The 14421-nt window shown below is 66.3% G+C and carries 14 protein-coding genes and 1 pseudogene; 4 read left to right on the forward strand and 11 right to left on the reverse strand.

The features are described from left to right. Positions 1-3: 3 nt before the first annotated feature. The 3 genes from ACVIW0_RS20220 to epmA are packed head-to-tail and all read right to left on the reverse strand — an operon-like array spanning position 4 to position 2364. On the reverse strand, positions 4-273 hold the full coding sequence (locus ACVIW0_RS20220; protein ID WP_461353911.1) for a hypothetical protein: 270 nt from the start codon (positions 271-273) through the stop codon (positions 4-6). Continuing rightward, a complete protein-coding gene (locus ACVIW0_RS20225) occupies positions 224-1315 on the reverse strand; it encodes a lysine-2,3-aminomutase-like protein (protein ID WP_461353912.1) in 1092 nt (363 codons plus the stop codon). The genes ACVIW0_RS20220 and ACVIW0_RS20225 overlap by 50 nt, the downstream gene beginning before the upstream one ends. Continuing rightward, positions 1312-2364 (reverse strand): EF-P lysine aminoacylase EpmA, encoded by a 1053-nt coding sequence (gene epmA, locus ACVIW0_RS20230; RefSeq protein ID WP_461353913.1) that lies wholly within the window; start codon positions 2362-2364, stop codon positions 1312-1314. The genes ACVIW0_RS20225 and epmA overlap by 4 nt, the downstream gene beginning before the upstream one ends. 378 nt (positions 2365-2742) lie before the next feature. Here epmA and efp point away from each other — a divergent pair, with 378 nt between their 5' ends. Together efp and ACVIW0_RS20240 are read left to right on the forward strand one after the other, a co-directional pair. Next, the gene (gene efp / locus ACVIW0_RS20235; RefSeq protein ID WP_461353914.1) at positions 2743-3309 is read left to right on the forward strand and encodes an elongation factor P; all 567 of its coding nucleotides are present in this window, start codon (positions 2743-2745) and stop codon (positions 3307-3309) included. 37 nt (positions 3310-3346) lie between these two features. Beyond that, a pseudogene (locus ACVIW0_RS20240) lies at positions 3347-4928 on the forward strand (M23 family metallopeptidase). Between the two features lie 85 nt (positions 4929-5013). On the opposite strand, the gene ACVIW0_RS20245 reads toward ACVIW0_RS20240, so the two are convergent. The 4 genes from ACVIW0_RS20245 to ACVIW0_RS20260 all read right to left on the reverse strand — a co-directional run bounded on the left by ACVIW0_RS20245 (position 5014) and on the right by ACVIW0_RS20260 (position 7640). Further along, a complete protein-coding gene (locus ACVIW0_RS20245) occupies positions 5014-5436 on the reverse strand; it encodes a chorismate mutase (protein WP_461353915.1) in 423 nt (140 codons plus the stop codon). A 169-nt stretch (positions 5437-5605) separates the two neighbouring features. After that, positions 5606-6499 (reverse strand): dihydrodipicolinate synthase family protein, encoded by an 894-nt coding sequence (locus ACVIW0_RS20250; RefSeq protein ID WP_461353916.1) that lies wholly within the window; start codon positions 6497-6499, stop codon positions 5606-5608. Between the two features lie 111 nt (positions 6500-6610). Beyond that, positions 6611-7117 carry a cupin domain-containing protein gene (locus ACVIW0_RS20255; RefSeq protein ID WP_461353917.1) on the reverse strand — a complete coding sequence of 169 codons (507 nt, stop codon included), beginning with the start codon at positions 7115-7117 and terminating at the stop codon, positions 6611-6613. 43 nt (positions 7118-7160) lie between these two features. Beyond that, positions 7161-7640, reverse strand: coding sequence for a carboxymuconolactone decarboxylase family protein (locus ACVIW0_RS20260; protein ID WP_461353918.1), 480 nt, complete (start codon positions 7638-7640; stop codon positions 7161-7163). An 83-nt stretch (positions 7641-7723) separates the two neighbouring features. Between ACVIW0_RS20260 and ACVIW0_RS20265 the strand changes: the two genes are divergently transcribed. Next, a complete protein-coding gene (locus ACVIW0_RS20265; protein ID WP_461353919.1) occupies positions 7724-8299 on the forward strand; it encodes a MarR family winged helix-turn-helix transcriptional regulator in 576 nt (191 codons plus the stop codon). A 111-nt stretch (positions 8300-8410) separates the two neighbouring features. Further along, positions 8411-9643, forward strand: coding sequence for a lytic murein transglycosylase (locus ACVIW0_RS20270; RefSeq protein ID WP_461353920.1), 1233 nt, complete (start codon positions 8411-8413; stop codon positions 9641-9643). 185 nt (positions 9644-9828) lie between these two features. On the opposite strand, the gene ACVIW0_RS20275 is transcribed toward ACVIW0_RS20270, so the two are convergent. From ACVIW0_RS20275 to glpX, 4 genes are all read right to left on the reverse strand, one after another. Further along, on the reverse strand, positions 9829-10644 hold the full coding sequence (locus tag ACVIW0_RS20275) for a glucose 1-dehydrogenase (RefSeq protein ID WP_461353921.1): 816 nt from the start codon (positions 10642-10644) through the stop codon (positions 9829-9831). A gap of 18 nt (positions 10645-10662) precedes the next feature. Continuing rightward, on the reverse strand, positions 10663-12504 hold the full coding sequence (recJ, locus tag ACVIW0_RS20280; protein ID WP_461353922.1) for a single-stranded-DNA-specific exonuclease RecJ: 1842 nt from the start codon (positions 12502-12504) through the stop codon (positions 10663-10665). Between the two features lie 55 nt (positions 12505-12559). Then, entirely contained in the window at positions 12560-13279 is a 720-nt protein-coding gene (locus ACVIW0_RS20285; RefSeq protein ID WP_461353923.1) for a haloacid dehalogenase type II, read from the reverse strand. A gap of 139 nt (positions 13280-13418) precedes the next feature. Beyond that, positions 13419-14417, reverse strand: a complete 999-nt coding sequence (glpX, locus tag ACVIW0_RS20290; protein ID WP_461353924.1) for a class II fructose-bisphosphatase — start codon at positions 14415-14417, stop codon at positions 13419-13421. Between the last annotated feature and the right edge of the window lie 4 nt (positions 14418-14421).

The following is a 14421-nucleotide window of genomic DNA, read 5'->3' on the forward strand; positions in this document are numbered from 1 at the left end:
TCCCTATCGCGCCCGTTCCGGCAGCTCGAAGGTAGCACAGTTGCGTCGCAACTGCGCTGCGCAATCCTGAATCTTCCGTATATCGGCCATCGTGCCAAGGAGCCAGATTCCCGCGGCAACCAGCACCGCAAAGAAGCCGAACATCACAGCATTTTCGATGCCGCGGTTGCCCTCGTCCCCGGGCGGCTCCTGCCGACCGTCCCAGGCCCCGCTCATATCCGCCTCAAGATTGCGGCGGATAAAGGTGAACGTCACCGCAATAATCGACGACACGGTACCGCCGTTCCGCGGAATCCTCACATTCGCGGGAAGCCGGCTGCGACAAATAGGCCGGGCCGATCGGCGCCTTGCCGTGGCCGCCGGGGATGTCGAGGACATAGTCCGGCTGACACAGCCCGGAGACGCGTCCGCGCAACGCCCGCATCAACTCCTGCCCGGCTTCGATCGTGGTGCGCAGATGCGCGGTGCCGGGCGCAAGATCGCCGTGATGCAGGTAGTATGGCTTGATGCGGCACTCGACGAAGGCGCGCATCAACGCCTCGAGCGTCGCGGCATCGTCATTGACGCCGCGCAGCAAGACCGATTGGCTAACCAGGGGGACGCCGGCGTCGGCAAGCCGCATGCACGCGGCCCGCGCATTGGCGCTGAGTTCACGCGGATGGTTGGCGTGGATCGCAATCCAGGTCGTCGCGCCCTGAGCCCGTAGCGCCGCGATCATCCCGGCGTTGATACGGCCGGGATCGGCGATCGGGACGCGGGTGTGGATGCGGATGATCTTCACATGATCGATGGCAGCGAGATCGGCCATGATCTCGGTCAGCCGGCGCGGCGACAGCATCAGGGGATCGCCGCCGGTCAGGATGACCTCCCAGATCTCCCGATGGCCGCGGATGTAATCCAGCGCCGCGCGGTAGGCGTCGTCCGACAGGGCCGAGGCCTTTCCCGGCCCGACCATCTCGCGCCGGAAACAAAACCGGCAATAGACCGCGCAGACATGGACCAGCTTGAACAACACCCGATCCGGATAGCGATGCACGATGCCTGCAACCGGCGAATGCGCATCGTCGCCGATCGGATCGGCGTTCTCGCCCGGTTGCTCCACGAGCTCGTCCGCGCTCGGGATGAACTGCCGCGCGATCGGATCGTTGGCATCAGCCGGATCGATCAGCGCGGCGAGCTCCGGCGTCACCGCGACTGCGTAGCGCGCAGCCACCTGCTCGAGCGCAGCGAGCGCCGAGGCCTCTGCGAGGCCGGCATCGACCAGCTCGCGCGGCTGTCGCAGCGTCGCCGCCAGTTTGGGATCGATCCTGTTCATGGCTCTCCTGCAGGCGGTGTCCAGACCACCTGATCAATTCGCGGCGCGCCGCTCGCCAGCATCACCAGCCGATCGAAGCCGAGCGCGACACCGCTCGCCTCCGGCATCTGGCCGACCGCGGCAAGGAAATCGTCGTCCAGCGGATAGCGCTCGCCGTAACGGCGGGCCTTCTCGTCCATCGCTGCGGTGAAACGATGGCGCTGCTCGGTCGCATCGGTCAACTCGCCAAAGCCGTTGGCGAGCTCGACGCCGCAGGCATAGACCTCGAACCGTTCGGCGACGCGCGGGTCGCCGGCCTTGGTGCGCGCCAGCGCGGCCTCCGGCGACGGGTATTCAAACAGCACGGTCAGGCGCCCCTGTCCCAGATTGGGCTCGACATGCTCGACCAGCACCTTGCTGAAGATATCCGACCAGGTGTCGTCATCAGCGATCCGGACCCGTTCGCGCGCGGCTGCCGCCAGCGCCGCGCGATCGCCCTCGCCGCCCGCGATCGTCGCCAGGAGGTCAATGCCGGCGAAGCGCTCGAAGCTTGCCGCGACCGTCAGCAGCTCCGGCTCGGCAAAGGGATCGGCCATCCGGCCGCGGAAGGAAAACCGTCCGATCCCGGTCGCCTGCGCCGCATGCGCGATCACGACGATCGTGTCGGCCATGATGGCGTCATAGCCGGCATTGGCGCGGTACCACTCCAGCATGGTGAATTCGGGCAGATGCAGGTCGCCGCGCTCACGGTCGCGGAACACCCGCGCGAACTCGTAGATCTTCGGCTCGCCTGCCGCGAGCAGCTTCTTGCAGGCGAACTCCGGAGAGGTGCGCAGATAGCGCGTCGCCCGTGAGCCGTCGGCCTGGCGGAGCTCGGTGCGGGGCGCGTGCAGATGGGTCTCGTTGCCCGGCGAGACCTGCAGGATGGCGGTCTCGACCTCGGCAAATCCCTGCTCCTCGAACCACGCCCGGAGCGCCCGCGTGATCGCGGTCCGCGCCTGCAGGAACGGCCTGCGGTCCGCGTAGCGCTGCGGCGTCCACCAGGGCGAGGTCTGGTCCGGTCCGGTCATATCAGCCCCGCTTCCGGCACCATCGAAGCGGCATGAAGCACCCAGCACGCCAGCTCAGAACATAAGCGCAAGTCATTGATATCCAAAGAATTGACAGCCAGCATGATGCTCGATCCCGGACCGGCGGAGCGACGCCTGCCCCTTCATGTCGAAAGACGCCGGCCTTGTCCATCTGACGCGGCCCGCTAGCCCATCGCAATCCCTCAACGAAACCGGCCCGATTGCCGCTGAATAGACGTTCGCAACCGGCCGAATACAGCCGCAAAAGACTGGCATCTCAGGGATAAATCAGTATGTTGCGGCCCGAAATCGCCGCCACGGCCGAGGCGCTGCCGAACCGGTTGGCACCCTCACGCTCTCAAATTCAGGAAAACACCTTTGAAAGTCATCGCCAGTTCCATCCGCAAGGGCAATGTCATCGAGCAGGACGGCAAGCTCTATGTGGTCCTCTCCGCCGAGAACATTCATCCCGGCAAGGGCACCCCGGTCAGCCAGATCGAAATGCGCCGCATCGGCGACGGCGTGAAGGTCTCCGAGCGCTACAAGACCACCGACCAGGTCGAGAAGGCTACCGTCGAGGACCACAATTACAACTACCTTTATGAAGATGCCGACGCCTTCCACTTCATGAACAACGACAATTACGATCAGGTCCAGGTCTCCAAGGAGATCGTCGGCTCGTCGGCGCCGTATCTGCAGGAGAACATGACCGTGAAGCTGTCGATGCACGACGGCAATCCGGTCGCGATCCAGCTGCCGCAGCGCGTGACCCTGGAAGTGGTGGAGACCGAGCCGGTCACCAAGGGCCAGACGGCCTCGTCGTCCTACAAGCCCGCGGTGCTCTCCAACGGCATCCGCACCGGCGTGCCGCCGCACGTTTCCACTGGAACGCGCATCGTGGTCATGACCGAAGATGGTTCCTACGTTGAACGCGCCAAGGATTGAGCGCTAGTCTCGCTGGAGATTCGAACCGGGGGGTGCGGTGAACAGGAAGGTGGTCAGCTTCATCAGTTGCTGGCTTGCAGCCCTGCTCTTGCCTCCCGGCGCCCGTGCCGACGAATTCCGAACGCCCTCGATCTCGATCATGCGGGTCGAATGGCGTGCCGTGCTCGACCAGCTGCGGCAGGAGATCACGTCCCGCCCGGCGATCGCGACGAACTTCACTTTCGCCGGCCAGCGCCGCGTCCCCGCCTCCGATCCGCGCGCGACGCCCGCACTGGTGCAACTGAACGCGGCGACCTCGGAACTCTTCCCCGGCATCGCGCGCTGCCCGATCCCGGTGCTGCTGCCGTTCGACCCCGCAAGCTATCTCGACGCACGGCAAAGCGGGACCCCAAGCACTGTCCCGGTCACGCGCTATCAGGCCGATTTCAGCGCAGTCGACGTCTTCCATGCCGGCGGATCCGGCTATGACGCGGTGTTTTCGCTTGCCCCCGGCGCCGGCGACGGCATGCCGCTGCGAACGTTCGCAAAGCCGGTCGAGGTGCAGATTTCGGGCTCGATGCTGGTCTATGACCTCGCCGACCGGCTCGGCGGCAAGGGCGACCCGGTCAAGGCGCTGGCCGCGCAATTTCCAGATATTCGCCGCTTCATCCGCGAAGGCTATCTCCGCTACGCCTTCACCCGTTTCGGGATTCCCTATGTCGTCTCGATCCAGTGCCTCGATAGCGCGCCGCGGGCGAAGCGGCTGGCCTGCCGCGAGGCCACGCCGGTCGCCGAACGCTTCCTGAAGGCCTTGCGCATTGCCGGTGGGCAGCCATCGCAGCCGCGCCGCGACATCGCCTCAGAGGTCTCCGAGCGGCCGCTCGCGCAGTCGGCCGACTTCACCTACCGTCCGAGCGGCGACATCGTCACGGGCAGCGGCGGGCGCAGGCAAGGCGGTCACCCCGACGTCACGGTCTATTCGCAGATTCGCTTTCCGCTGCAGAAGGCGCCGGCCTTCGCGCACTCGCAATCCTTCGCCAGGCGCAGGCCGGGCGCGACCGTCGACGAGTATCCCTGGCAGGACAATTTCTGCGAGGCGCGCAGCTTCGAGGTCGGTCAGTGCGCCAGCGGCTATGGCCACCAGGGCCAGGACATCAGACCCGGTGCATGTCCGGCCGACAGCAAGGACGGCTGCGACCCCAGGCAGCAGGCCGTGGTCGCGGTGCGTGACAGCGTCGTGATCCGCTCGGCGCAGCAGCAGGCCGCGACGTTGCAGGTCAACACCCGCACCGAGCATGTCCGCTTCCGCTACATGCACATGAACCCGTCGGCGATGGACGCCGACGGCCTGCTCAACGGACGCCGCGTCAGCGAAGGCGAGAAGATCGGCGTGGTCTCGAACTATCTAGACCATCCCAACGGCACGTCACGGCATCTGCATTTCGACGTCCAGGTGTTCACGCGCGACGGCTGGCTGTGGGTCAATCCCTACGCCACGCTGGTAATCGGCCTATGAGCGGCTGATCCGCGGCCGCGGCCGCGAGATCGTGCCAGAGCCGGGATCTGCAGCCGCCGTGGCCCACGCGCTCCCCGACGACGTCGTGCACCGCATCGACACCCAGGAAGGCGGCGGCAATTAGCGTTTTCGAGCGAAGTGGCTGCCGGTTCGCGTCAAGAAAGGGAGCGAGAGCTCGTTCCGATTCCATCGGAACGGAAAGGCTCTAACTATTTCTTCCAGGGTGCTTCGCCGCGCGCCGCGGCGGCTGCGAAGATGCCCTGTTCGTAATCGATGAAGGCGCGGATCATCGCACGATAGGCGGCCTCGGCGACGTTGGGCGACAACCCGTCCGCTTCCGCGAGCGCCATCGCCTTCTTCACCACCGCCTCGGCGCGCTCCGGCGCCTCGACCTGCGCGGGATTGGCCTTGAAGCGCGCGGCCTCATGCACGTAGCGGCCGCGCTCGGCCATCAGGCGCACGATCTCGCGGTCGAGCCGGTCGATATTGCCGCGCACCTCGCCCAGCGTCTTGCAGCATTTGCCATTGTCGACCGTGGGGCTGCCCCACAGCGCCGGTGTATTGGTTGTGGGTTCCTCGGCCCAGGCCATCACAGGAACCAGCAGCGTCAACAGAAACACCGGCAATCGCATCAGACACCTCCCAGCCAGCAAGCCTTGCGATTGTTTATGCCGATTTTGCGCGCCGATGGAAGCCACGCTACCGATGGGACGACGCGAAATTCGACCGCACGTCGCGACGCTATGCGCGTGGATCGAAGGGCGACGACCGGTTCGGCCGCGCGCCGTCACATCTTCACGATCAGTTGACGTCCATCGCGGCCAAGGTTTCCTTGACCCTCATCTGGGCAGAAGCGGGCAGCGGCAGGATCGGACGCGGCGGCTCGGCCGCGCAGATCGCTCTGAGATTGGCGATCGCGTAGACGACGCGCAGGCTCGAATATGTCTTGAACAGATCCCAGATCGGCTGCAAGCGCGCATCGAGCTCTCGTGCCCGGATCGCATCGCCGCTCGCCGCGGCGCGGACAATCTCCACGCAGCTCCGCGGCAGGATGCCGGCAAGCACGCTGTACCAGGTGTCGCCACCTGCCAGCAGCGCCTCGGTGCAATTCCAGTCGGCGCTGTAACCCAGCGCAACGCCGCTGGGGACGGCAGCGCGCAACTCCTTCAGATGATCCGCAATGGTCGTGGCATCCAGCGCAGGGCTCTTCACCGCGACGATCCCCTCGACACGGCCCAGGCGGCCGACGAGGGCCGGCGTGAATCGAAAATGGGTCGTCCCGGGATTGTCGTAGATGCAAATCGGCAACCCGCTCTCGCGGGCCACGGTTTGAAAATGCTCAAACACCTCATCGTCCGTCAGGGGCGTATAGGACATCGCCGCCAACAGGCCCGCGGTCGCGCCGGCGTCACGCGCATCCTGCGCCAGCCGCACCGCGTCGTCGGTGCGCAGCGCGCCGATGCCGACCAGGATCGGCATCCCGCCGGCGGCCAAGGCCGTGGCCGCCTCGACGGCTCGCCGCCGCTCCTCGCGGCTGAAATATGGATATGAGCCGGTGCTTCCGAGCAGCCCGACCGAATCCACCTTCGCCGCAATCAGCGGTTCGAGCAACGCGCGGAGCGCGCCCACATCGACCCGGCCATCGCGGTTCGAAGGCGTTATCGGGAAGGCAGAGAGCCCCTTCAGACTGATCATCGATTTGTCCTTTCGGCAACCGTCGCCGCAACCTGTCATGTGATCAATCCACGCGCCGCCTCGCGCAAGGTCCACTTTCACACGCGCTTGGCACCAAACTGGTCCGGTGCGCTATTCCAGCATCGTGGTCAGCTGCGCGCCCTCGTCCGCCACGAACACTGCGATCAGCTCCGCAGGCTCCGTGGTGCTGGCATTGGCCGAGACCATGTGGGTCGAGCCCGGCGGCTCGAAGAAGGACTGGCCGACCTTGAAGGTCTCCACCGGGCCGCCGCCAAGCTGCGAGCGGATCTCGCCCTTGGTGATGTAGGCCGTCACCGAGCCGGAATGGCGGTGCGGCGGCGTGAACCCGCCAGGACCATAAAACACGCGCACCACCGTGACGCGCTTGCCCGCCACGTTCGGCAATGCATGCGAGGTGATGACCTCGACCTTGTCGAGCGGCGACGCCGCATTGGCGCTGGCGCAGAGCGGCGCGATCACCGCCGAGATCGCATCCATCGGGGTCGGCAACGCCTTGCCGATCAGGAAGGCCGAGGCCAGTCCAGCGGCGACGGCCAGCGCAACCGGGCGCGGCGGCCCTGCGAATGGAAGCGGGGGTGTCATCGTCATCGAAGCCATCGGCACGTCTCCCCTGTCAATTATCGTTTGATGCGTCTCGGCGTTACGAAGCCGTCGCGTTCGCGCTCTGCCGGCGCGGTGGCGGCGTCCAACGATAGGCTGCGCCGAACCGGTTCCAGACATTGATCGATGCGATCGCCGAGGTCAGATAGGTCAGCTCCTGCTCGGAGAATTCGGCGGCGACCTCGGCATAGACCTCGTCGCTGACGCCGTTCGGCATAGTGGTCAGCGCCTCGGTCCAGGCCAGCGCCGCGCGCTCGCGGGCCGAGAATTGCGGCGCCTCGCGCCACACCACGACAAGGTTCAGCTTGTCGGCGGGCACGCCGAGGCTTTCGCCCTGCAGGATGTGATACTGCACGCAGAAGGCACAGCCGTTGATCTGCGAGGCGCGAAGCTTGACCAGCTCCAGCAGCTGCTTGTCGAGGCCGGCCTTCGCCGCGAACTGGCCGAGCGCACGCACCGCGGCGAAGACATCGGGCGCGAGCTTCTCGAAGTCGGTGTATTCCTTGCGGGCATGTGACATCGGCCTGGCCTCATGTTATCAGTGTACTGACATATTATCAGAGCTCTGATATTGAGCAAGACGCAGACATTGGCGGCGGCAACATGGCGGGAATGCAGAAACGCGGGAAATCAGGTGCCGCCGAGCGGCGTCCGGCCACGGCAAGAGCCCGCGGAAGGACCGTCGCCAGTTCGCGATCGAGCGCAGCCGACGCCCTCTTCACCTCCCCGATCCCGCCGCCCGGCGAGGGCAAGCGCGGCGAACAGGGCTATCTCGCCTATCTCTTGCGCCAGGCGCATGCGGCCTCGCGGCTGTCGATGGAGCGCGGGCTCGCCGGACTCGGCGTCACCTCGCCGCAATTCGTGGTGCTCACCATGCTCAAGGCCTATCCGGGCCTCTCGGGCGCCGATCTGGCGCGGGTCGCGCTGCTGACGCCGCAGACCGTCAGTGTGATCATCCGCAACCTCGAGCGCGACGGCGCGATCCGCAAGGCGCCGCATCCGGTCCACGGCCGGGTGCTGCAATGGACGCTGACCAGCCACGGAACCACGCTGCTGGAGAAATGCCGCCATATCGCCCAGGCCCAGGAGCGCCGGCTCGCCGCCGGCCTCGACGCCAAATCCGAGCAAATTGTCCGGCAATGGCTGTCAAAAATCGCCACAGATTTGCAGGATAGCTAGAGCATGCCCTGGAAAACTGGGAACCGGTTTTCCGACAAGGGCATGATCAAATAGTGCTTCTTGCGGCGTGATGGCTTTGGCCCGCCCCATGGCCGCCGCTACACTGGCCCGATGAAACAGCCTGATTCTTTGAAGTCTCCTGCCCGTCGTGCCGTCCTCAAGACGGCGCTCGCCGCCGGCGTGACGCTTGCCAATCCGCTCGGCGCGCTGGCCGCCGCGCCTCCCGGCTTCGATCAGTGGCGCGACAATTTCCGCGCCCGCGCGCAGGCAAAAGGCATTTCGGACGCGACCTGGAATCGCTGCATGGCACGGATCGAGCCCGACATGAGCGTGTTCAAGCAGATGCGCAACCAGCCGGAATTCCACGAGCAGATCTGGCAGTACATCAACCGCCGCGTCTCCGACTGGCGCATCATCCACGGCCGCGAGGCGCTGAAGAAGAACGACGCGCTGTTCGGCCGCATCGAGCGCGACTTCGGCGTCGAGCGCGGCACGCTGCTCGCGCTGTGGGGTGTCGAGTCAGCCTATGGCGATCCGCTGGTGCAGCAGAACCACATGACGCCGGTGTTTCCCTCGCTCGCCGCGCTCGCCTGGAACGAGCCACGCCGCAAGGCGTATTGGGAGACCGAGCTGATCAACGCGATGAAGATCGTGCAGCGCGGCTGGAGCACGCCGGAGGAGATGAACGGCTCCTGGGCCGGCGCGATGGGCCATTCGCAGTGGATGCCGGAAGTCTGGCTCAATGTCGGCTTCGACTATGACGGCGACGGCAAGGTCTCGCCGTTCGGCCGGCCCGACGACGCGCTCGGCTCGACCGCGAAATACCTGGTCAATCGCGGCAAGTGGCACCGCGGCGAGCACTGGGGCTACGAGGTTCGCGCGTCCGGTGGCGCCAGCGGCAGCCGCACCTACGCAGCCTGGGCCAGCGCCGGCGTCGTCAGAGCCGACGGCCAGCCGTTCCCGCAACCGAACGCATCGGCGCAGCTCTGGATTCCCGTGGCGGGCGGCCCGGCCTTCCTGCTCGGCCCGAACTTCAATTCGGTGAAGAGCTACAATCCGTCGATGAACTACGCGCTGGCGATCTGCCATCTCGGCGATCGCTGTCTCGGCGGACCGCCGTTCATCCAGCCCTTCCCGGGCTCGGAGCGCGCGCTGACGCTGGCCGAGGTGCAGGAGATGCAGACCCGGCTGACCAAGGCCGGCTTCGACACCGGCGGCACCGACGGCCGCGTCGGCAACGACACCATGAAGGCGATCAAGGATTTTCAGATCAAGACCGGCCTGTTGCCCGCCGATGGTTACGGCGGGCTCAAGGTGCTGGCGCGGTTACGGCAAGGCGGCTAGGCCGCGGCACATACTCCGTGTGAGCCGTGCGAAAGCAGGGACCATAACTACAGGCCATCATTGTTGAGCGACGCCCGAACGACGAGTCAGTTCAACAACATCCGCCGCGGAGTATGGGTCCCTGCTTTCGCAGGGACGACACGGTTAGGATGCAAATGCGTCGCTTCGCTCGCAATGACGGAGACCTACGCCGCGGGCTGCCGCACCACGCCGCCGGCATTCATGCCGCCGTCGATCACGAGCTCGCTGCCGGTGACATAGCGCGACGCGTCCGAGGCGAGATAGAGCACGCCTTGCGCGATCTCGATGGCCTGGCCGGCGCGGCCGAGCGGCGTCGCAAACCTGGCGCGCTCCTCGGGATCGATCGGCGCGTTCTGGCCGGCGCCGGTGGCACCGGTCGGGATCTTGCCCCAGATCGGCGTGTCGATGATGCCGGGATGCACCGAGTTGACGCGGATGCCGTCATTCACCTGCGCGCACTCCATCGCGATCGACTTGGCGAACAGCCGCACCGCGCCCTTGGTGGCGCTGTAGCCGGCGAGGTTCGCGGCGCCACGCAGGCCCGCGAGCGAGGACATCATGATGATGGAGCCGCCGCCAGTTTTACGCATCAGCGGCAGCGAATGCTTCACCGACAGGAACACGCCGTCAAGATTGATCGCGGTCTGCCGGCGCCAGTCCGCGAGCGACATCTCGACAATCGACGGCGCGCCGATACCGATGCCGGCGTTCGAGACCATGATGTCGAGGCGGCCGTGGCGTTTGCCGATCTCGGCGACGACCTCGATCCAGCGCTCTTCACTGGTGACGTCCTGCGGCAGGAAGGTCACGCTGCGCCCGGCCTTCGTGAGCCGTGCGGCGAGTTCCGGTCCCCTCAGTTCGTCGATGTCGGTCGCAACGACGGTCGCGCCTTCTCGCGCAAGCAGTTCGACGATGGCCTCGCCAATCCCCGACGCGCCGCCGGTGACCAGCGCGACCTTGCCCTCAACCTGTCCTGACATGTCCTCTCCCAACGTTTCTTATTTGATCACCGTCGGGCCCTGATCCGGGACCGCGACGTCGAGGACACGGAATTGCACACGTTCGGTGCCTTGCCAACGGTCAACTGCAAGAGAGCCCGCCACGTGCAGCTGCTGGCCGCGATTTTGCGTCAAGGCGCTGCCGAGTTTCTGTCCGACCGAGCGGAATGCGATACCGTTGACGACGGATCCATCACCGGACTTGAAACGCAGCCGCAAATGCGCCTGCCCGACCTCGTCGGCATAGACCAGCTGATGCGACGGCAGCGCGATCACCGGCTCGGGATTGGCCGCACCGAACGGACCGGCGCGATTGAGCGTCGCGGCGAATTCCGGCGTCACCGCGCGCGCGGTCACCGCGCCGTCGATGAACAGCTCGTTCTCATGGCGCGAGTTGGCGACGTCCTGCGCCAGCGCGCTTTCCATGTAGGCGCGGAATTCGGCAAGCCTCTCCTTGCGCAGCGTGACGCCGGCCGCCATCGCGTGCCCGCCGCCTTTCATCAAGAGGCCGTCATGCACCGCCTGCCGCACCGCCTTGCCGAGATCGACGCCGCCGATCGAGCGGCCCGATCCGGTGCCGATGCCGCCGGGCTCGAGCGCGATCGCAAACGCCGGACGCGCGAACTTCTCCTTCAGCCGCGCGGCGACCAGCCCGACCACGCCGGGATGCCAGCCTTCCGCCGCGGTGACGATGACGGCGCCCTTATCCTCGAGCCCGAGCGCGGCCAGCGCCTCGGCTTCGGCCTGCGCCTCGGCCGCCTGCTCGATCACGCGCCGCTCGCCGTTCAGGCGATCGAGCTCGGCCGCGATCCGCGCAGCCTCCGAGACATCGCCCTCGAGCAGCAGCCGCACGCCGAGATCGGCGCGACCGATGCGGCCACCGGCATTGATGCGCGGCCCCAGCATGAAGCCGAGATGCCAAGCCTCCGGCGGGCCATTGAGCCGCGCCACATCCATCAGCGCGGTATGGCCGACATGGTCGCGGCGGCGCATTGCGATCAGCCCCTTGGCGACGAAGGCGCGGTTGAGCCCGATCAGCGGCGCGACGTCGGCGACGGTGCCGAGCGCGACGTGGTGCAGCACGCTGAGCAGGTCCGGCTCCGGCATCTCGCCGGTCCAGAAACCGCGCTGGCGCAGCTCGCGGTTCACCGCGACCAGGGTGACGAACACGAGGCCGACGGCGGCGAGATGGCCGAGCCCGGAGAGATCGTCGGGCCGGTTCGGATTCACCAGCGCGTCGACCTCAGGAAGTTCATCACCGGTCTGGTGATGATCGATCACCACGACCGACATCCCAAGCTTCTTCGCCTCCGCCAGCGGCTCGATGCTGGTGGTGCCGCAATCCACGGTGACGAGCAGCGTCGCGCCCTTGGCCGCCAGCGCGCGGACGGCGTCGACATTCGGCCCGTAGCCTTCGAAGATGCGGTCGGGAATGTGGATCAGCGGGTCGAGCCCGCAATGGCGCAGATGCCAGGTCAAAAGCGCCGCCGAAGTCGCGCCGTCAACGTCATAGTCGCCGAAGATGGCGACCTTCTCGCCGCGCATTGCGGCATCCGCAATGCGCCTGGCGGCAGTCTCCATCTCGGTGACCGTGTGCGGATCCGGCATCAGCTTACGGATCGTCGGGTCGAGGACGTCGGCGACCTCGTCAATCGCGACATCGCGCCCGGCCAGCACGCGCGCCAACATTTCCGGCAGATTGTGCCGCTGCACGATCGCGAGCGCCCGCGCCGCCCCGCGCGCATCCAGCCGGTCGCGCCAGAGCTTTCCGGTCAGCGACCGCGATACCCCGAGGAACGCCGGCGGCGCCTCGACGGGCAATGCGGCTGCGTGGAGCGTCATGATTCCCTTCCCATCAGGCAGGAATCGTAACGCCTCAATGAATCCCAAGCCAGTTCTAGCAGCCCATCCGGCTGGCGATTTCCCCGAAATCCTTGGCCACAATGTCCCAGTCGCCGGTGGCCTCGAAGTCGACTTTTTGCAGCGGGCCGTATTCGGTCGGACGCGCGACGAAGGCGGTCTTCAGGCCGTGCTTCTGCGCGTGCTTGAGATCGTAATTGTGCGCGGCAACCATCATCACCTGCTCGGGCGGCAGGCAGAGCAGCCTGGCGGCGCCGAGATAGGTTTCCGGATCGGGCTTGTAGTGCTCGAACAGCTCGGCCGACATCACGAGGTCCCAGGGGAGCCTTGCGAACTTCGCCATGTTGGTGAGCAGCGCGACGTTGCCGTTGGAGAGCGGCGAGATGATGTATTTGGTCTTCAGCCGGGTCAGGCCGGCGACACTGTCGGGCCAGGGGTGCAGGCGGTGCCAGCCCAGCGTCAGATGCTGCAGGTCGGCCTCGGTCAGCCCTTTGATGTCGAACTGCGCGACCAGCTTCTCCAGCGAGCGGCGATGCAGCACGTCGAGGATGACGTAGCCGTTCTGCGGGTTCTTGCGCACCTCGTCCATCGAGGCCGCATAGACCGCGCGCCAGCCATCGACCAGTGCGGTCCAGTCGGCCTTGATGCCGCGTGTTTCGCCCCATGTAGTGAAATCGTTGATCAGGCTGGTGCGCCAATCGACCACGGTGCCGAACACGTCGAACACCAATGCCTTGACCTCGGACAGATCGGACATACGCGTCTCCCCTTGTTCTTGTTGTTGATCGCGTCGTTCCGGGATGGTGCGGCAGCACCAGACCCGGAACCTCGAGATTCCCCGATGCGCAATCGCGCATCTGTGGTTCGATGCTGCGCATCGCCCCGGAATGACAGCATCAGTCGAGGTGGAATTTCTCCAGCTGTCGGTGCTCGGCCTTGATGTAGCGCACGGTGCCGGTGACCGAGCGCATCACGACCGTCTCGGTCTCGATCACGTCCTTCTTGAACTTCACGCCGGTCAAGAGCGAGCCGGTGGTGACGCCGGTGGCGGCGAACAGGCAGTCGCCCTTGGCCATGTCCTCGATGCCGTAGATCATCTTCGGATCGCTGACGCCCATCTTGTGGGCGCGCTCGCGCTTCTCTTCGGTGTCGAGGATCAGGCGGCACTGCATCTGGCCGCCGATGCAGCGCAGCGCGACCGCCGCCAGCACGCCCTCGGGCGCGCCGCCGGTGCCGATATACATGTCGACGCCGGTCTCATCGGGCTTGGCGCAGTGGATGACGCCGGCGACGTCGCCGTCGGTGATCAGCTGCACGGCAGCGCCCGTGGAGCGTACGCTGTTGATGATTTCGGCATGGCGCGGACGGTCGAGCACCAGCACGTTGATGGCGGTCGGGTCGACGCCCTTGGCCTTGGCGAGGCGGCGGACGTTGTCGGCCGGCGGCGCGTCGAGCTCGATCACGTTCTTGGCGTAGCCCGGGCCGATCGCGATCTTCTGCATGTAGACGTCGGGCGCGTGCAGCAGCGTGCCGCCATCGGCCATCGCCATGGTGGCGATCGAGCCCGGCATGTTCTTGGCGCACAGCGTGGTGCCTTCGAGCGGGTCGACCGCGATGTCGACCTTGGGGCCGGCGTTGAGGCCGACCTTCTCGCCGATGAACAGCATCGGCGCCTCGTCACGCTCGCCCTCGCCTATCACGACCGTGCCCTCGATCGGCAGCTTGTTGAGCTCGCGCCGCATCGCGTCGACCGCGGCCTTGTCGGCGGCCTTCTCCTGGCCGTGGCCGCGCAGCCGCGCGGCCGACACCGCCGCGCGCTCCGTCACCCGCACGATTTCGAGCGTCAGGATGCGCTCGAGCAGCATCTGCGGCGGAACGGAAATATGGGTCGACATCAGC

The organism is Bradyrhizobium sp. USDA 4454 (assembly GCF_054822705.1).